Source organism: Chryseolinea lacunae (assembly GCF_016735595.1).
Lineage (GTDB): Bacteria > Bacteroidota > Bacteroidia > Cytophagales > Cyclobacteriaceae > Chryseolinea > Chryseolinea lacunae.
On sequence record NZ_JAERRB010000013.1, the window covers coordinates 162,536 to 181,722 of the forward strand.

Consider the following 19,187-nt stretch of genomic DNA (forward strand, 5'->3'; position numbering starts at 1 on the left):
GTTCGTGAACGATTAATGATTGTGTCTATGGAAATTTTTCTACGCCGGAAAAGCCTGCTATTGATTTTGATGCTTGCCGTGTCCACGCTACAGGCCTGGGCCAACAACACGGTGACTGTGGAGAAAGCCGGAAGCCAGGCTGACCCCGTGAACACCGGGCCCATTCTTTTTGTGGTGACCTTTAACGAGGCCGTGACGGGCTTCACCAACACCGACGTGGATCTGTCTACATCCACAACCTCCGGCACGCTGGCGGCAGTGGTGACCGAAATTGCACCTAACAACGGAACCACCTATCAGGTGAGCGTGAGTGGCATGACCGGCACGGGCAATGTGACGGCCAGACTTAACGCTGGCGCAGCGACGCTGGTTTCGAATGGAACAACAACGACGGCGGCCAGCACCAGCAGCGACAACACCGTGCGCTACGACATTACGCCCCCCACCGTAAGTTCACTGACGCCTGCAGACAATGCCACCGGCGTGGCTGTGAACACCAACCTCGTCATCAACTTCAGCAGCAACATCAACAAAGGCACGGGCACCATTGAACTTCGCCGCGACTCCGATGATTCGATTGTGGAAAGCTATGTGCTTCCCGGCGCTGCGGAAGTGACCGTGAGCGGCATGGACGCCACCATCAATCCGTCGGCCAACCTTGTTCCCAACACCAAGTACTACGTGATCGTGCCGGCCACAGCCTTTCACGACAATGCCACAAACGACTTTGCCGGCCTCGCCACAAAAGGCAACTGGGATTTCACCACCGTGAATCCTCCACCCGACATCGTCACACTGGATCCGGCGAACGGCGCCACCGGTGTGCCTGTAGCCACCAATTCTGTAAAAATTACCTTCACCGAACCTGTGGTGAATGTGGGCGACAACTCGAACAACAACAACCGGATCATCATCCGGAACATGACCGCCAGCGCCACACACGAAACCATCGACCCTACGGCCGCAGGTCGTGTGACGATTGCCGGCAACGATGCGACCATCACACTGAGCGTGGCATTGGTGGCAGGCACGAAATATTCCGTGCGCATCGGCAATTCTGTTTTTGACGATGTGGATGGTGGTTCCTTTGCCGGAACAGGCGACCCTGAGTGGCAGTTCACACTGCTGGCAGCGCCCGTCATCACATCCATTGAATCAGGTGCATCAGACCCCACTTCAGCAACGTGTATTGGCGAGGACGTTACCATTCACGGAACTGACTTTGGCGCGTCGCCGACCGTTACGATCAACGGTGTGACTATCCCCTATCAGGCGGGCAACACCAATACACAAATTGTATTCACCGTGCCCGGCACAGTATCGGGCACATATCCGATTGTGGTGAAAAACAACACTACGAACCTCTCGGGCTCGTCGGCCAACATCACCTTCAAGCCTGCCATTAACCTGGCGCTGGGTGTATCGGCCAATCCCAGTAGTGCGGCCGTTGGCGGCATGTCTAACATAAACGTAGCCAACTCGCAGTCAACGGTGACCTACCAGATGATTCTGGGCGCCAGCACAAACATTGGCAACACGCAGACGGGCAACGGCTCACAACTCTCGTTTGCCACTGATGCTTCGCCAAACGGATTTACATTTCCCACGCCCGGCCCCACAAGCTATACTTACAAATTCAAAGCTACGTCTGCCGGATGTACTGATAAATTCCTGACTGGCACCGCTACCGTGAGCGTTTCGGCCGTGACGGCCGACGCCGGTCCGGACAAGCTGCTTTGTATTGGCGACGCGGTGACCATTGGCGGCAGCCCCACCGCAAGTGGTGGCACCGGATTTCTGAACGTTTCCTGGTCGGGCCCCAGCTCATTCACCAGCAACGCTCCCAACCCCAGCGTGACCACACCCGGTATCTATACCGTGACCGTGAAAGACAACACGGGCGCTACTGACACCGACGATGTTGAAGTCAACGGCTCCGTGAAACCCTCCATCACCTTTGTGGACACGCTGCGCCGCCAGTTCAGCTATGACGAAAACAAATATCAGCTCAGCAACAAAGTGGTGGTGACACCCAACGACGGATCAGGTGTTTTCACCGGTCAGGGCGTGAGCTACAACTCCGACAACAAATACTATTTCAACCCGCAAGCCTTCACCACCTATAGCACAGGCGTGCCCATCACCTATACCCACACCACACTTGACGGTTGCTCGGATGCTGCTACATTCTTTGTTGACGTCTATCAACCCGGCACGGCCATCAACAACCTGAAGTCGTTGTATTGTTCTACCGAAGGGCAAAGCAACATCCTGAGCTTTAACGGTGCAATCTTCACGTTGCCTCCCGGAAAATCGTTTAGCTCGTTCAAGATTTACCAGGGATACGATCCCATTCTTGGTGTTTATCTAACCTACGATCCTGCCGATCCAAACTATCCGCTGACACAGCTTCCCGGTTTTCCACGCACCTATCGCCTCAACCCCACCAAAGCTTACAACCTGGTGGGACCTACTACCATGTTCATCCTCATCTATCTGAGAACAACCGCCACCGGCATTGAAGATCCTACATGGTATACCTATGGGGCCACACGTCTTGTGGCGCCGGGAGCAGTTCCTGAAATTCTGCCCCTTGCAGAAGGACAACTCATCTGCGAAAAAGATCCGCTGGTCACCCTTTCGAACTCGCTGGAGTCGCCCATATTCGGCTACACATCACTCGGCTATGAAGAACCCGACGACAACTCGGTGGTAGGCTCAGGCCCCTATCGCTTCAATCCAGATCTTGTGAACTTCGCGCCCAGCGACGTCACAAAAGATGTCACGCTTTTCTACAACTATAAAGACATAAACGGCTGTGTCGGCCAGGCGGAGCGCATCGTCACTGTGGTGAAAAAAGCCGGGGGACCGACGGCACCCGATCAACAGTACTGCCAGTTCTTTGAAGGGCAACGCGTATTGGTTGCCAGTGCGGCAACCAAGGGTGGCTTCACCTGGTATGAAAACTCAAATCTGTCGGACTTGAATCCGGTTACAGGTTCGGTGCTCGACACACAGATCAGCACGCAAAATCCGATCACAAAATCATATTACGTAACACACTCCGCATTGGGATGCGAGAGCAATCCAACCACGGCGGTCATCAGCGTGACACCTGCGCCCGTCATTAACCTAACCATCCCCGCACAATGCGAAGGCATTCCCTTCACCTATGTGGGGCCCACACCTCCCGGCAACAACCCTTCGTATGAATGGAAATTTGAAGGCGACAACCAGGTGTATACTACAAAAGATGTTGACCATACATTCCCCAACGCCGGTGCTTACTCGCTGCGGTTGTTGGTGCGGTCAGAAACCAATTCACAACAATGTGAAACGTCGGCCACCGTGCCCATCCTGGTGGGAGCCATTCCAAAAGCAAACTTCACTTTCAATCAATTGTGTGATGGCGACAACACCCAATTCCATGGCACCGCCAACCTCACCATCGACAAGATGTATTGGGATTTTGGCGACGGCGATGTGCTGGTGAAAGACGACAAGAACGCTTCGGCCGTTGCGCATGCAGGACGAACCGGTGGCGTCTACAAAGATCCCTCCCACAAGTTTGTTGGCGGCCCGATTGACTACACGGTTGAGCTGCGCGTGTTCACGAACCTGAATTGCAGCGACACCGTGAAAAGCACCGTGCGCCTTCTTCCCTACCTCACCTACAATTCGCAGAGCCCCTATCAAATGGAGAACGAGAACGGAGGCGATGGTTTCTGGTCGGTAGACAGCAGCAGCGTGAACTCGAGCTGGAACTTTCTGGCGCCTAACGACACCGTGATACACAACACGGCCAATGCCTGGGTCACCAACGGCAACAAATTTGTGAACGAGGGCAACTACAAATCCAGCGAGCAATCGGCGGTGAACAGTCCTTGCTTCGACCTCACCGGCTTCTCGCGTCCCGTACTTTCCATGGACTATATCGCTTCTACTGCCGCTACCGATGGCGCGGTGTTGCAGCTGTCGACCGATGGTGGTTTGAACTGGGACGTGCTCGGTTCGAAAAACTCGGGATTAAATTGGTATAACACACTTGCCCTGAACGGAGCCAACCCCGGCGGCCAGTTTCTCTTTGCCTGGTCGGGCGGCCTGTTTGATGTGAACCTGGCGCAGTCAGACACGCTGTGGCTGCAGGCGCGTCACTCGCTTGATGTGGCCAAGCTTCCGGCAAACAAGCGTAACAAAGTTCGGTTCCGCGTTGCCTTTGCCAGCAACAGCGATCCCAAGCGCAGTGTGGAAGGCTTTGCCTTCAACAACGTGCACATTGAAGACCGGAACCGGATCATGCTGGTGGAGAACTTCACTAACGTGCAAGCCGCCGGCGCAGCCGTGAACAACGATCGTTTTAATGATCTGCTGGAAAATGAAATTGTAAAGATTCAGTATAACGTGAGCTTCCCCGGCGAAGATCCGATCAACCTCGAGAACCCTACCGATCCAAACGCGCGCGGTGCATACTATGGCATCACCAACGTGAACCAGATTGTGCCCCGTGTCTATCTCGATGGAAACAGCCAGGGCAAACTCACCGCGCCCGACGATTGGCTGGAGTCGGCACAAAGCCTGCGCTCACTAGTCACTTCAGCGATGGCGATCACGGTCAATACCGTGCCCGCAAAATCGAATGAGCTTTCTGTAAAAGCAACGCTCACACCAACACAACCCATCACCCAAGGAAAGCTGGCCGCCCACGTGGCCATTGTTGAAACCCCGGTGGGCAACAATCAATATGTGCTGCGCAAGATGCTGCCCAGCCCTTCGGGCTTGCTGTTAACCTTGCCCCTGGCCGTTGGCGTGCCGGTCGATCTGCCCGTGCTTACCTGGAAAGCCGACAACCAGGCCGTGAATCCGGCCAACCTCGCGGTGGTGGTTTTCGTGCAAGACGAAGACACACAGGAAGTGTTGCAAGCTGCCGTGCTTAAGAATCCGGCCAATTTGCCGACCGAGATCATCACCGGCACCGAATCAAGCTTTAGCCAGCAAACGGCGCTCTATCCAAACCCTGCAGACCATCGCTTCGTAATCAGGTTGCCGGAGGTGGCCAAGAAAGATATACCGATGTCGGTGTTCGACACCTTTGGCCGTGAAGTGCAGCAACGCACCCTTGGCAAAGGTCAGCAGCAGATGACGGTAGATACGCAGAACCTTACAGAAGGGGTGTATCTGGTGCAGTTCGAGGCCTTGCCCGGTGTGGTTGTCCGCAAAAAAGTGATGGTGGTCCATCCATAAGCGCAGCGGAACAATAACCCTTTCAGACCTTCGTTGGAGGGGACCTGATCGTCGTTGTAGCGACGAGGAAAAAGGTCTGAAAGGGTTGTTTTTTATAATTAGTTCCCGCTTTGGAGTATACTATTAGTTGTTCTATTTTTAACGCTTAAACTCATACCCCCTTTACATGGAAATTTTCCTGAAAGCGGAGACCTGGCTCGCTTTATTGACGCTTACATTTTTTGAAGTCGTGCTGGGCATTGATAACATCATATTCATTTCCATCGTCTCCAATCGTCTTCCTGTAGAAATCCGCGCCAAAACACGGAACCTGGGCTTGTTGCTGGCCATGTTTGTGCGCATCCTGTTGTTGCTCACCATCACCTGGGTGATGAAGTTCAAAGAGCCGTTGTTTACCGTGCCCGGCAATTTCATCCACAATGAAGCGCTGGCCATCAGCGGTCGCGACCTCATCCTGATCCTGGGTGGGCTCTTCCTCATCGCCAAGAGCACGCGAGAGATCAACCACGAAATGGAGGGGGAAGAAGAAACCATGGAATCCGGTGGCGGCAAAGCCAACGTGACGGGCATTATCATCCAGATTATCTTATTGGATATCATCTTCTCGTTTGACTCGATTCTGACGGCCGTGGGCTTGACCGACCAGGTCATCATCATGATCATTGCTGTGGTGCTTTCCATCGGCATCATGATCATTTTCTCGGGGGCCATCAGCGATTTCATTCACCGGCATCCTTCCATGGAAGTGCTGGCCCTGGGCTTTCTCATACTCATCGGCTTCATGCTATTCCTGGAAGGCCTCCACAAAGAGGTTCCTAAAGGCTACATCTATTTTGCCATCGTGTTTTCCATGATCATCGAAATGGTGAACATCAGGGTGCGAAACCGACGAAAGAAAGCAAAAGAAGAATTCCATCATGAATAGCGACGACCAACTTCGTTACCCGGTAGGGAAATTTGCGGCAAAGGAATCGTATACCGCTGCCGAGCTGCACGACCTTATCCGTCAGATCGAAAACCTTCCGGCCGAAGTGGAGAAGGTAGTGAACAACTACAACGACAAACAACTCGACACGCCCTACCGCGAAGGCGGATGGACGGCCCGCCAAGTGGTGCACCACATGGCCGACAGCCACATGAACGCCTTCATCCGTTTCAAGTGGACACTCACCGAAGACACCCCCACCATCAAGGCCTACAACGAAAAGGCATGGGCCACAACCCCCGAAACCTCGCTTGATCCGGTGATCTCTATAACGTTGCTGAAAGCTCTGCACACAAAGTGGACCGCACTGCTGAGCTTGCTGACACCGGAAGATCTCACCAAATCGTTTCTGCATCCCGACACACAGAAGTATGTTCGCCTCGACAGGCTCATCGCTTTGTATGCCTGGCACGGTGCGCATCACCTGGGACATCTGAAGATCGTGGCCAACCTATCTTAAAAAAACAGAACGCCGGCTGTGAACTACCAGCGACCCGCTTTCCTCTTCAACAATCACCTGGAAACCATCTACCCGGCCATGCTGCGGAAAGTGGACGACATCGCCTACACACGCGAACGCATCGCCACGCCCGACAACGACTTCATTGACCTGGACTGGTTGAAACAAGACCGCCGCGACCTGGTTATTATCTCCCACGGCCTGGAAGGCAATTCGCACCGCGCCTATGTGAAAGGCATGGCACGCGCTGTGTTTGCACAAGGTGTTGATGTGGTGGCCTGGAACTTCCGCGGGTGCAGCGAAGAAATGAACCGCCTGCTGCGCTTCTATCACAGCGGCGCCACCGAAGACCTCGAGTGCGTGGTGCAACACGCGTTGACGAAGGGTTATCAAAACATTTCGCTCATCGGGTTCAGCCTCGGCGGAAACCTCACGCTGAAGTATATGGGCGAACGCCATGCGCACGCCGAGCTGCGAAAGGCTGTGGCGCTCTCTGTGCCGCTGCACCTTCACTCCAGCTGCCTGCGCATCTCCCAGCGCTCCAACTGGATCTACAATCATCGCTTCCTCACCAACCTGAAAGCAAAAGTGATGCGCAAGGCCGCCGCCATGCCGGGGCTCGATGTGCAGGGCATCGACAGCATCAAAACACTCATGGCTTTCGACGATCGCTACACCGCGCCACTCCACGGTTTTGCCGGGGCGCTTGACTATTACACGCGCTGCAGTTCGTTATATTTTCTGGAAGCCATCAACCTGCCCACGCTGGTGGTGAACGCGCAGAACGATCCTTTTCTCAGCGAAGCGTGCTATCCCACGGCCCTGTTGAAAGACCATCGCTACGTCACCTTCGAACAACCAGTATATGGTGGGCACGTGGGGTTCACACAATTTCATAAAAATGGATTATATTGGTCGGAAGAGCGTGCGCTATCTTTTTTGTTTTCGGAATAAAATCACGGTACTTCGCACCAAACTATCCCCGACCCATCCTGCATGATCGAGCGTTACAGCGTCACGGCTTCGGCCGAAAAAATAAAAGAACGGTTTCTTGCCGAGGCGCTGGAGGCAATGGACGCGCGATATAATGCGGCCCCTACGCACCTGCTGCCCGTCATCACGCAGTCGGCACCACAGGGTGTTTCTACGTTCTATTGGGGAACATCGCCCGGATGGGCCAAGAACAAAACGCCGGGCGAAAAAATCATAAACCTGCGCGCCGAAACCATCCTCGAAAAACCCGCGCTGAAAAAAGCCATGATGAAAAGCCGGTGCCTCATTCCCGCCGACAGTTTTTATGCGTGGAAAAAAGTGGGAAAAAAAACCTCCATCCCCTACCGCTTCATGGCCCTGGATCAGGAGCTGTTTTCCTTTGCCGGTGTGTGGGAAGAGTTTGAAGACACCGACGGCAATCAGTTTCACACCTTCAGCATGATCACCACGCCTGCCAACGAAATGGTGGCCACGGTGCAGGACCGCATGCCCGCCATGCTCACCCCCGCGTCGGAAAAAATATGGCTGAACAACGACAGCACGGAAGAAGAGCTGATGGCCGTGCTGGTCTCTTATCCCGCCGAGAAGACAAACTACTACCCTGTTTCACCACGCATCAACGACATTAACGCCAACGTGCCGTCGCTCATCATTCCCACGCCGCCCTCCGATCAGTTCGGAAACCTGACGCTGTTCGATTAGAATTTTTGTTTGAAATAGATTGATCCTTGAGTCGCTTACGCTTGTGAATTGCGCAGCGCTATGCGTTGTGCTATAACTTAGCTTAGGTCATCATGGACCATGCTTCTCCTAAAAATCTACAGTGTAAAGACGAACGTCAACAGAAGTGCTGACCGCTAGAACCCGTCGTCCTTCTCCTCTTCTTCCTCTTTCTCTTCGGGTGCTGTTTCGTCGGCCTTTTTCTTGGCTTTCTTTTCTTTCTTTTTCCGCTTCGGTTTTTCTTCGGCGGGTTGGTCGGCTTCGTCGCCGGCGGCCTTATCTTTCTTGCGGAAAAGACCCTTTTTCTTCTTGGGAGCTTCGTCCTGGGTTTGCGTCTGGGGCTGGGGTTGTGCCTGTTCGTCTTCGTCTACATAGTCGAAGTCGTCTTCTTTTTTCACAGGGGCCACTTCGGTGGTGTCGGCTTCTTCTTTCTTTTTCTTCTTAAACAGGTTCTTGAAGAATCCGCCCTTCTCCTTTTCTTTTTTCTTGCCGCCCGACTTCGCTTCTTCTTTCGCACCCTGCTGTTGTTGCTGCGCCAGGCGCACATCGGGCAGGATGAGGTTGTGACGGAGGTACCACATGTAGTTGTCCTGTTCTACATTGTAGCGAACGTCGGTGATGTAGTATTTCGGGGTCTTGGCCACGTACTTGCCGGTGGCTTCGTCGAAGCGAAGACTGTCTTGCGTATCGAACCGAAGCATCCGGACCTCCTTGTCCTTGGTGATCATGTACACGCTGTCTTCGGCGGCTTCGGTGGTGTCTTTGGGAACGTCCACAATGTAGATGCTGTCGATGACCGACCGCGCGGCGAGGTCGAGTTCTGCGCCTTCCACCACGCCATCTTCACCCCCTTCGCCCAACAGGCCTTCTTCGAAACCGGCCTGGAGCGAATCGGGCACATGCACGTTCACGGGTTTCATGGCCACCGTCTGGAGGCTACGGAGCTTCTTGCGGTAGGAAACCGGTTCGGCAATTAAATACTTTGTTTTGCTGGCGGTGAGGATCTTGGGCGTGGAGTCTTCCTGGAAATAGCTGAACTTCTTGCGCAGTTCCTCTTTGTCGTAGATGAATGCACTTTGATAGGCAGGGCATATCAGGCGTTGTGTGCACGCGCCCAGAACCAGGCTAAGACTAAGTAAAACAAAAAATGGCCTCGCCATGAAGTAGGTAAATCAAACAAAAATAGGGATTTTAAGGAGAACTCATCTTAAAAATAACGGATTTGTAACCCCTTGATCCTCAAAATATACCCATTTAAACGTTGGAGAACCACTTTTCTTATTTCTCCACGCGCCAGAAGTTGAAACATGAGGCCCCAACAACTCCGGGCAGGACTATCCATCCTAATAAAATAAAGCTCCACAGCCCCCCGGGGCAATGAAACGCGACACCAACCGAAAAGGCATTTTACCCATTATTTTTAACGTCGAAAGGCGTTGTTCTGCCCCATAATTTAGTTTAGCCTAAAAAAATCAGATCCCTGCTCAGGAGTTAGAAAGGCTTCATTTGCATTGAAGGCTTCATCCCTTCTCAAGAAAATCAACCTTGGAGTCCATATTCTATAGCCTTTCTCCCTGGCCATATGGAAGATACTCCCCAGACATAACCCAGAGATAATCCACACCTTTAAAGCACTGGATTATCTCTGGGTTATCTGTGGGCATGCTGTGGGTTATCTCTGGATTATCTCATCCTTTACGGGTGGCTTAGTTGTCTTAAATTTAGATTACCCTAAATTATTATTTATTACAATCTAATTTATTAAGTTTGCTCATCTAAAAACCCTTCGCATGCGTTTCGCTCTCTTCGGATTATTGATTTTGATAGGCAACCACCTCTATGGGCAGGGACAACCCGCTTTGCACGGCACGGTAACGGCCAATGGCGGAGAAGTTCCCTTTGTGAGCGTGGCCGTGCTGCATACTCACCTCGGCACCCGGACCGATTCCCTGGGCCGCTTTCATTTTCAACAACTCAGCCCCGGCACCTACACCCTGCAATTCTCAGGCGTGGGCTACATCACACAAAAGAAGGAAGTGACGGTGGCCGCAAACGCCCCGACCACCCTGAACGTGGACTTGCAGGAAGATGTGTCGCGGCTGGACGAAGTGGTGGTGACCGGCACGATGCGCGAAGTGACCAAGATGAACTCACCCATTCCCGTGGAAGTGTACTCGCCCACCTTTTTCATGAAGAACCAAACGCCAAACATTTTCGAATCGCTCTCGATGGTGAATGGCGTGCAGCCCCAGGTGAACTGCAATGTTTGCAACACGGGCGACATCCACATCAATGGACTGGAAGGTCCCTACACCATGATCCTCATAGACGGCATGCCCATCGTGAGTAGCCTGTCAACCGTGTATGGCCTTGCCGGCATTCCCAACAGCCTGGTGAAACGCATGGAGATTGTGAAAGGTCCGGCGTCCACACTCTATGGATCGGAAGCTGTGGGCGGTGTCATCAACATCATCACGAAAGATCCGCAGACCGCACCCAAGCTGCAGGTGGATGCGTTTGGCACCTCCATAGGCGAATACAACCTCGACGTGTCGGGAAGTCGCCAATGGAAATTTGCGTCGAGCCTGGTGGGCGTGAATGCGTTTGACTACTGGCAGAAGCGCGACATCAATCACGACAACTTCACCGACGCCACGTTGCAACGCCGCATTTCTGTTTTCAACAAGTGGCGCTTCAATCGGCCCTCTGCAAAAAACGCTTCCATCGCCGGTCGCTACATCTACGAGAATCGCTGGGGAGGCGAGTTGCAGTGGACACCGGCCTATCGCGGCAGCAATGTTTATTATGGCGAATCCATCCACACCGAACGCGTGGAAGTGCTGGGCAACTATGAATGGAACACCGTGCCCGGCCTGCAGATCGACATGTCCTATAACCACCACTACCAGGATTCATACTACGGCGTGGTGAAATATGCCGCCACACAGGAAGTGGGCTTTGTGCAGGCCCGCTGGAGCAAACAGCTGGGGCATCACGACTTGCTGGCAGGCCTGCCCCTGCGCTATCAGTTCTATGACGACAACACCGTAGGCACCACTGCTTCCGACGGCGCCAACAAACCCAACACCACCGTGTTGCCCGGAATTTTTGTGCAGGACGAGATTGCCATCACCAAACGCTTCACCACCTTGCTCGGTGCGCGCTATGATCGCCACAACATTCACGGCAACATCTACACGCCGCGACTCAGTTTCAAATATTCGCCCAACGCCAACAACACCATCCGCCTCACCGGCGGCAGTGGCTACCGCGTGGTGAACCTCTTCACCGAAGACCACGCCGCCCTAACCGGCGCACGTTCCGTAGAAATTCTGCACGACCTGAAACCGGAACAATCGTGGAACGCAAACCTGAACTATGCGCGCAACCTCATCCTGCCCAACGGCTTTGTGAGCCTGGACGCAAGCCTGTTCTATACCTACTTCAACAACAAGATCGTAGCCGACTACAACACCGACCCCAACAAAATCATATACGACAACCTGAACGGCCACGCCATCTCAAAAGGCCTCACCTTCAACGCCGACGTGGCCCTGAACAACGGCCTGAAGTTCATCACCGGCGTGACGTGGATGGATGTGTTCCGCATGGAAACAAAAAACAACGAAGCCACAAAAATCCCCCAGCAACACGCCCCACGCTTTTCAGGAACCTTCACCGTCAGCTACCAGCACGCCCCTTCCGGACTTTTGTTCGACCTCACCGGCCGCGTGAACGGCCCCATGCACCTGCCCGTGGTGCCCAACGACTACCGCCCCGAAATGTCGCCCTGGTATGCACTGGTGAACCTGCAAGTCACAAAAACACTAAACAACAATCTGGAAATCTACGCCGGTGTGAAAAACCTCCTCAACTTCAAACCCAAAGATCCACTCTTGCGGCCTTTCGATCCATTCGACCAACACATCGGCGAAGACAATCCTTACGGATATACTTTTGACACAACCTACAACTATGCGCCGATGCAGGGGATGCGGGGGCAGTTGGGTGTGCGTTGGACCGTGCAATAGAAAAGGCTGCCGGGTGGCAGCCTTTTCATTCCCTAAAACCTGTTTTCATTCTGCACTATTCTTCGTCTGATATACTTACGAAGGTTGAGTGGTTTTTGGATTTATAGGATTTAGTTTTTTTGTAGCGTTGGTCACAACGACTTCTTTTAATAGAAACAATCAAAAACATCAACCGAATATCCTCCCTTTCGACTAACCCTTCCGCTTCTTCTTGGGGGTCTTAAAGTAGTCATCCTCTTCTCTCGATTCCGGTTGGACACCTCCATTTGTGTCAACGTTAAAACTAACCCCGTGATTTTGTCCTTGCGATTGAACCCGGTCGATCACAATAAAGAAAACACTAACATCTATGCCAAATTGTACCAAAGTATCCAATATGACTTTACAACGCTTAACGCCCAAAATGATCTGTATTGACTTCCTCCGTGCTCACAACTCCTCCAAGATAAACACGATACAACAACTGGTTTGAATTCGATAAGTACCACTTAGCAAATCTATCCAATTCTAACTTGCCCTTCTCGCTCAATTCGATCGACGACTCCTGAAATTCAAACATTCCTATAGCATCCTTCATGACTTCAGGTGACTTATGTTCCCCTTGTGCACTCGCAGAATTCACAATAGTCAAAATCAATATAATGGCAACTATTCTTATCGTAATCATTTCTTCCTTGGTTTGATTTTGTTGTGCGACTAAATTAAGCTTGCTCTGACCGATAAATTGAGCAAGCCCTAATTTTTATTGCCTTTCTGGCAATCTTTTAGTTTCGCCTGTGTCTCCTCTAATAAATGACGTGTTTTAAAATTCTCGTGAAGTATAAGGTCATTCTCTCTTTTAAGTGCAAAAGTGTAAACCATTAACACAGCACAAAGGAATGCCAAAATTACAATCGATATTATTTTAAAACTTTTCATATATCAGTCATTTCTGTTTTTTTGTTTTGGGCAGTCCCATGCATCAACTTCAATACGTTTATCATCCAAGAGTCATAAGTTGCAGTAGCTTAACACCTTAAAAATGAAAAAGGCTGCCTCAGACTTTTGAGACGGCCTCTTTTTAAAATTCCCTATTCTCTCTCGAATTAAAGAGTTAAATATTATCATCAAAGAACGTCGTCACTAGCTTCATACTACAGACCTTGGACAAAAACAATAATTATCACTTATTCATATCCCTTGCATACATTAGCAAATGCTCGGTAAAATGAGCATATATCTCTGGAGCAATCGGGTTAGGTTTTACAAAAAAAGATAATCTTGATTCGCCATGCCTTAATCCGTTTGAAGTTATCATAACAAAATAGGCAACATTTCCTGATGCAATTTCGTAACCGTCCTTATAGAAATCAGACTCAAAACTCACATAACCATTTCGATATGAGCTTGCATTAAACATTTTTTTATATAAATTATCCCCACTTTGAAACAATGTATCCCTCAAATAAACTTCCCCGCTTTTGGCTGTAATGTCAATAAAATACTCCTGAAAAGAATCTGCATTTTCAATCAACACAACAAACTGAACGTCCCCTGAGGAAAACACCGCATAGTTCTTATCCTTCACCTGAACAGCTAAATATTTATTAACCACCTGCTCGGCGGCCAACCGACTCACTTCTTCTTCCTTTTTTTGCGCACAAGACTGAAACGCAACTAACAAAAACAATAAAATTAACCGCTTTCTCATTTTAGTTTATTTAGGGAGGTCGCTTGGGTTGTCTATTTTACCACCAGAATGGTTTGAACCATCTCTTTGTTCCTGAATTTTCAACACCCTCCTTACCAGATTCTCAGTTTGAGTAGCATGGGTATTATTGATCGCATTTGATGTTTTCTTTGCTGTCGGAATGCCGTGTCCAAATACTTCGTGAAAAGCATCCAACTCTCTCCGTCCTCCTGAATTGGTTATCCCTGCCCCTTCCAGAATAACAGAGTGAGATCCTTCTGACGTTGGGAAATTTTGACCGCTTCCTCCCGACGCCTTTACTTCATCGGCCTTCCTACCTGTTGGCATCTCAGGCACTGGTATATTGTTTCGGTATAAAGTTTCGTTATAGTGGCATTCATCCCTTCCGTCGCCCCTGGAGATAAATCCTCACCAAGTACCGCATATTCGACCATATGAACATAATCGGAGTTAATAGCTCCCGCTACCATGTCTACTAAAGCTAAATCATCCCCCTCTAACCCCTCTTTTGCCTTTGCCAAAGCATTCGCATCTATTTTATTAAATTTCTTCCCATCTCCTTTTCTTCCCTGTGCGAGTGAGTAGCCCTCTGAATGCGTCAAATTTCGCATCGACAAATACTACATTCATGTCATTTTGCATTTTCTCAGCATCATCTTTGGTGACACCCACCACTTCTCTTCCGTCTGGGTCAATTGAACTTAGAGGATTATTCAGAACATAACCGTACGCCGTATCGGTATGATAAATCTCGCTAAGTGGATCAATCGTTCCCCACCTTCCAATATCATTCATGTACATCCTCGATCCGTAGTCCAACCAGCCCAGATTCAAAGCGTCCTGCAACTCCTTACCGTTGTATTGGTAGCGATTCGCTATACCACCCTCTCTACGATTCGAGTTGAAGGTTAGCCCGAATGGACAATGATCAAGTTCAACTTTTAGCAATTACTTATCCGAGCCAACGTTCGAACGCTTTCTAACGAGTTGGAACAGAATAGCAACACCGAAGAGAAAGATTTGAGCATATGTTACCTCTAGACTGTACATTGTACCTTCATAAATTCCATTGGAAAACTTTATCGAAGTATTCAATAGGCGTTCAGAATTTACGGAAACGTCCAAATTGCTTGCATACTCCGTAATACTTGAAATGTTCTTGCTTATTCGAAGATATTGATAGATGAATGTCAGCCCCAACAGCGAAGTAAGCGCAATGTTTACAAATTTCATTCGCAGATTATTTTTTGGTTGATTCACTCTCGTCCTTTTTATACAATTCGGCCCACTTAGCAGTGTCAAAAACTGCATTACCATTTTTATCCGTTTTGAAGGGAATAGAAATTTTCGAAGTGCTGGCGCCAGCCTCGTCCCGACCGGCTTTCAAGCTTCCTATTGTAAACGAACCATCGTTTCCATTTCCGTCTCCCATTTTTATTGAATATGCTTTGTTTTGATCACCACCAGTCATTTGGGTTGTTATCGCCATGACGCCGCCATCCATAGAAATATTGATGGCGAACTCTGCATCTTCAATATTTCCTTGCAGGTTTGAGCCGGCTTTTGTGTCCGTCCCATTCATGCTTTCATCGAAGTTATCCAGATCACCCGTGAACATATCAAAAAATTCCTCGACCAGGCTGTCGCCTACTTCGTCTAATTCTTTCGATAGAATGGTCCCATTCGAACTCTCTACTTTTGCTTTCGTCTCTTTGTAATCTCCACCATTAGGCGCTTCGGCAAAATTTCTATTGTATACCTTGTTATCAACCCGTCTTTCTGCGCCTCCCCCAGTGTAAATTGTTCCTCCGGGTTGATGAGCCGTGAATTCCGCCGTTGTGACGAGAACCTTCTCTAACCCCTCGAGCTCTCTATGTGCGACCACTTGGTTCTCTGAAAATGCGTAAGGACTATTGTATACATACTTATCCGCCAATGGATCTATGTTGAAGAACCTTCCAATATCGGGCTGGTGATTTCTCCACTTAAACGAGTCCCAGCCAAGACTCAGTTCATCAATGTGTTCTTGCCCCTGGAATTTGAATTTCTGATCAACGCTGTTCTCGCGTTCGTACGAGTTAAATGTTAGCCCGAACGGATAGTAGTCATCTAACTATACAGGCCAATTATCGCTCCGATAAGTTACTTCAAGTATTCGAAGTGCGCTCAAGTCATAACGTACTGTAAGTCGAAAATGCTTGTCGGAGCTCTCGAATTCTGAATCTGAAAGCGGAGTCCATTTTTGACTTACGATTAGTTCCTTGACTTCGGCCAGAAGATTTTCTTGAATTGTAGACAGATCCTCTGACTTTTCTTTTGCTTTTATATGAAGGTTAAAATAGACTAATTTGCCTGCATCGAATCCTGCTACGGCACTCAGCCTTACCTTTGTGCTTGAAAGAATTGTGTCCTGAAACAAAAGATATTGCTCAAAGTCTGGTACGTTAAAACTATCATCAATGTTAAATTTGGGGATTTTCGATTTAACGGTTTCAATACCATCGCAAATACAAACCCTCCCTGCGAAGGGATAGTAAAGTTGTTCACCGGACAAATTGGGTGGACAGACTTCGTTAACACGCGCCCGGCTACACGCCCAAATTGTTGACATAACAACAAAGATAGCAGCACTATTTTTTACCAGCACCATCAAGTATTGCCTTCGAAATTGCATAATGTAATTGTTTGACCACTTTTGAATCACTGCTAAAGATTTTCTCTTGACCTGAAATGATTTTACTGATAGATTTATCATTTCCATATTCAGTTGATTTTAAAATCTGAACGGATGCAGCGTTTAAAAACCCCGCGACATTCTCCGGTGATTTTGCTAGTTCATTAATATCAAAGTTCTTTCCAAAATCACGTCCATATGCATTATTGATAAGATCAGCGGCATCGTCACGATTATCTGCCGAAAAACCCCGCTCTCGCTCGTGAAAATCGCCAGCCTCTTTTGCGAATTCCTCTCCAAAAGCCGACGTAACCAGTGCTTGGCCAACAAAATGTCTAACGGTGTTGCCTGCGCCTGATGCCCACAGTGCTCCGGGGTCTTCCCCTGTTTTCGCCCCAATTGCCTTCGAGAACTCAAAATCCGAGCCCGTTCTTGGATACTCTCCACCGTTAACAGCCCCGACCATACCCGCAGTTCCGGCCGCCTTACTATAACCGTGATCAAACACAAAACCTATCCTGGTCGATGTACCATTATTGTCATAGGTGACAGTTTTATTCACACCATTATAGCTGTGGACGATTGTTGCTTGAGAATTTTTAGTGGAGCTCTTGTAGACAAAAGAAGCATCTGTCGCATTCACAGCCTCTAGCCCCTCTAGTTCGATGTGTGACGTTACTTTATTCTCACTAAACGCATAGGGAGAATTATAAAAATACTTCTCTGCGAGAGGGTCGATAGAAAAAAAACGTCCAATCTCCGGTTGATGATTCCGCCATTTGAATGAGTCCCATCCTAGGTCTAGCGCATCGATACACTCCTGACCCTGGAATTTGAAGCGATTTTTAACACTGTTTTCACGCTGATAGGAGTTGTACGCAAGCCCGAATGGATAGTAATCATCTTGCTGCACCACAGGTCCCTTCACCTGCTCCACCTTAAAATCATCAAAGAACACCTCTCGTGCCTCTGCGCAACCTGACAGCTATACTCTCATGCTCCTAGCATGGTTTTTTCAAAGAACAACGCCCGGCATATACTGGGCAGGTTAAAGGTAAGAGTTTGCTTGGGCGGCAACAACTTTTTTGCTGGTGACGAACACGTTTTATTTTCAATTGAAAAAACAAGGCCTATGTCCTAACACCATATTGCGATAGATCGATGTCTATTTCCAGTGTCTTTAGTGTATCAAAAAGACTTTCATGCGCATACACACCATTGATCCCTTCATAAAATGTAAATACGAGGTATGCATTAGGGTTTAGACGAGTAGCGAGTAATTCATCATCAACACTATCAGTGTATGCTTGATTAAACGCTTCGAACTCTTTGCCATAATATGGTGCAACAACTATTCGATTGATCTCAGTCTCAACGCCGTTCGAGTCAACAGTTTCGCCTTCTAAATAGCTAAAGTCATTACGGATTTTAATAGCCTGCTCCAGGGTCAGTTTGGGGTCACTCATCTTTTGTAGGATTACTAACTGTTCAAAGTTAATCCTTAAGCCAACGATATTTCGTCGGCACCAACGATATTTCGTCGGCTTAGCCTATGCCTAGTTATCTATAATCCTGCAAAACACTATCAAAAAACCACTTTCGACTTTGGCACTAATCTTGGCTTAAAGGCGAAAAACTTAAACACGTTTCAATTATGGCTATCGTAAAAAACAATCTCGTAACCAAGGGGCTCAGTGGCCAGCTTGGTAAAACTCTGGTCTTCCGCAAAGTCGGTGATCGTACTATTGTGGCTACTTCTCCATCTACTAACGATGACCCCACGCCAGCGCAAAAGACGCAGCGCGGGCGGTTCCACGATGCTTCCATTTTTGCAAAGGCTCAGATGGATGATCCTGCAATAAAGAAGCTTTATGAAGAAGAGGCCAAGCGCAGAGGATTCCCCAGCAACACTGTTGCTCAATAACAACACTCAGCCTTAGAAAAACAAAGCCCGGCATCGCCGGGCTTTCTCATAACAGGAGCACATTTATCTATCTCACAGTTGGAAGTTCCGGCTCTTCATTTGACCAAGTTCCAACAAAAGCATGTCGCTTAGAACGCTTTCGTTCACGGGTAATAACTAAATATTTTTTTGCCCCTTCGTATGACACCTCAAAGTGCACTTTCCTTTGACCAAAAAGCGTTTCTCTATAGAAAGTAAATTCTCTAATATATCCAGTGGTTTCCCACCAAGTAAGTCTGTCAACCTCAAAATATATTTTATAAGCTTCCCCGTTAAAACTCATAATCCATTGCCCATTAAAATAGGCAACATATTTCTCATGAGCCTTATTCCCAATAACAAAACCCTTCAATTTATTAGGTTGATCTTGGCAATACGATGTGTTGCAAGAGAGCAGTACCAGGGTGAAGAAGAAAATGAAACGCATATG

The 19,187-nt window shown here is 49.2% G+C and carries 16 protein-coding genes and 1 pseudogene; 7 read left to right on the forward strand and 10 right to left on the reverse strand.

The window, feature by feature from the left end; translation table 11 throughout:
- The first annotated feature begins 27 nt into the window (after positions 1 to 27).
- From JI741_RS27245 to JI741_RS27265, 5 genes are all read left to right on the forward strand, one after another.
- Positions 28 to 5,241, forward strand: a complete 5,214-nt coding sequence (locus JI741_RS27245; protein WP_202015041.1) for an Ig-like domain-containing protein — start codon at positions 28 to 30, stop codon at positions 5,239 to 5,241.
- Positions 5,242 to 5,407: 166 nt separating this feature from the next.
- A complete protein-coding gene (locus JI741_RS27250; protein WP_202015043.1) occupies positions 5,408 to 6,166 on the forward strand; it encodes a TerC family protein in 759 nt (252 codons plus the stop codon).
- On the forward strand, positions 6,159 to 6,686 hold the full coding sequence (locus JI741_RS27255; protein WP_202015045.1) for a YfiT family bacillithiol transferase: 528 nt from the start codon (positions 6,159 to 6,161) through the stop codon (positions 6,684 to 6,686). Before JI741_RS27250 ends, JI741_RS27255 begins: the two co-directional genes overlap by 8 nt.
- A gap of 18 nt (positions 6,687 to 6,704) precedes the next feature.
- The gene (locus JI741_RS27260; protein ID WP_369411874.1) at positions 6,705 to 7,640 is read left to right on the forward strand and encodes a YheT family hydrolase; all 936 of its coding nucleotides are present in this window, start codon (positions 6,705 to 6,707) and stop codon (positions 7,638 to 7,640) included.
- Between the two features lie 42 nt (positions 7,641 to 7,682).
- A complete protein-coding gene (locus JI741_RS27265; protein WP_202015047.1) occupies positions 7,683 to 8,381 on the forward strand; it encodes an SOS response-associated peptidase in 699 nt (232 codons plus the stop codon).
- A gap of 155 nt (positions 8,382 to 8,536) precedes the next feature.
- On the opposite strand, the gene JI741_RS27270 is transcribed toward JI741_RS27265, so the two are convergent.
- Positions 8,537 to 9,559 (reverse strand): hypothetical protein, encoded by a 1,023-nt coding sequence (locus tag JI741_RS27270; protein WP_202015049.1) that lies wholly within the window; start codon positions 9,557 to 9,559, stop codon positions 8,537 to 8,539.
- Between the two features lie 630 nt (positions 9,560 to 10,189).
- On the opposite strand from JI741_RS27270, the gene JI741_RS27275 reads away from it, so the two are divergent.
- Positions 10,190 to 12,430 carry a TonB-dependent receptor gene (locus JI741_RS27275; RefSeq protein WP_202015051.1) on the forward strand — a complete coding sequence of 747 codons (2,241 nt, stop codon included), beginning with the start codon at positions 10,190 to 10,192 and terminating at the stop codon, positions 12,428 to 12,430.
- Positions 12,431 to 12,821: 391 nt separating this feature from the next.
- Here JI741_RS27275 and JI741_RS27280 read toward each other — a convergent pair whose 3' ends face one another.
- From JI741_RS27280 to JI741_RS27315, 8 genes and pseudogenes are all read right to left on the reverse strand, one after another.
- Positions 12,822 to 13,097, reverse strand: coding sequence for a hypothetical protein (locus JI741_RS27280; RefSeq protein WP_202015053.1), 276 nt, complete (start codon positions 13,095 to 13,097; stop codon positions 12,822 to 12,824).
- A 495-nt stretch (positions 13,098 to 13,592) separates the two neighbouring features.
- Positions 13,593 to 14,120, reverse strand: a complete 528-nt coding sequence (locus JI741_RS27285; RefSeq protein WP_202015055.1) for a hypothetical protein — start codon at positions 14,118 to 14,120, stop codon at positions 13,593 to 13,595.
- 6 nt (positions 14,121 to 14,126) lie between these two features.
- Positions 14,127 to 14,447, reverse strand: a complete 321-nt coding sequence (locus JI741_RS27290) for a hypothetical protein (RefSeq protein WP_202015057.1) — start codon at positions 14,445 to 14,447, stop codon at positions 14,127 to 14,129.
- Positions 14,448 to 14,660: 213 nt separating this feature from the next.
- Positions 14,661 to 15,068: an RHS repeat-associated core domain-containing protein gene (locus tag JI741_RS27295; protein WP_202015059.1), complete on the reverse strand. Its 408-nt coding sequence runs from the start codon at positions 15,066 to 15,068 to the stop codon at positions 14,661 to 14,663.
- 292 nt (positions 15,069 to 15,360) lie between these two features.
- Positions 15,361 to 16,212, reverse strand: a pseudogene (locus tag JI741_RS27300) (RHS repeat-associated core domain-containing protein); the annotation flags it as partial.
- A gap of 21 nt (positions 16,213 to 16,233) precedes the next feature.
- Positions 16,234 to 16,770, reverse strand: a complete 537-nt coding sequence (locus tag JI741_RS27305) for a hypothetical protein (protein WP_202015061.1) — start codon at positions 16,768 to 16,770, stop codon at positions 16,234 to 16,236.
- Positions 16,751 to 17,752 carry an RHS repeat domain-containing protein gene (locus JI741_RS27310; protein ID WP_202015063.1) on the reverse strand — a complete coding sequence of 334 codons (1,002 nt, stop codon included), beginning with the start codon at positions 17,750 to 17,752 and terminating at the stop codon, positions 16,751 to 16,753. Before JI741_RS27310 ends, JI741_RS27305 begins: the two co-directional genes overlap by 20 nt.
- A gap of 172 nt (positions 17,753 to 17,924) precedes the next feature.
- Positions 17,925 to 18,260 (reverse strand): hypothetical protein, encoded by a 336-nt coding sequence (locus JI741_RS27315; RefSeq protein WP_202015065.1) that lies wholly within the window; start codon positions 18,258 to 18,260, stop codon positions 17,925 to 17,927.
- Positions 18,261 to 18,448: 188 nt separating this feature from the next.
- Between JI741_RS27315 and JI741_RS27320 the strand changes: the two genes are divergently transcribed.
- Positions 18,449 to 18,718, forward strand: a complete 270-nt coding sequence (locus JI741_RS27320) for a hypothetical protein (protein ID WP_202015067.1) — start codon at positions 18,449 to 18,451, stop codon at positions 18,716 to 18,718.
- 67 nt (positions 18,719 to 18,785) lie between these two features.
- Here JI741_RS27320 and JI741_RS27325 read toward each other — a convergent pair whose 3' ends face one another.
- Positions 18,786 to 19,184 (reverse strand): hypothetical protein, encoded by a 399-nt coding sequence (locus tag JI741_RS27325; RefSeq protein ID WP_202015069.1) that lies wholly within the window; start codon positions 19,182 to 19,184, stop codon positions 18,786 to 18,788.
- Positions 19,185 to 19,187: the final 3 nt, after the last annotated feature.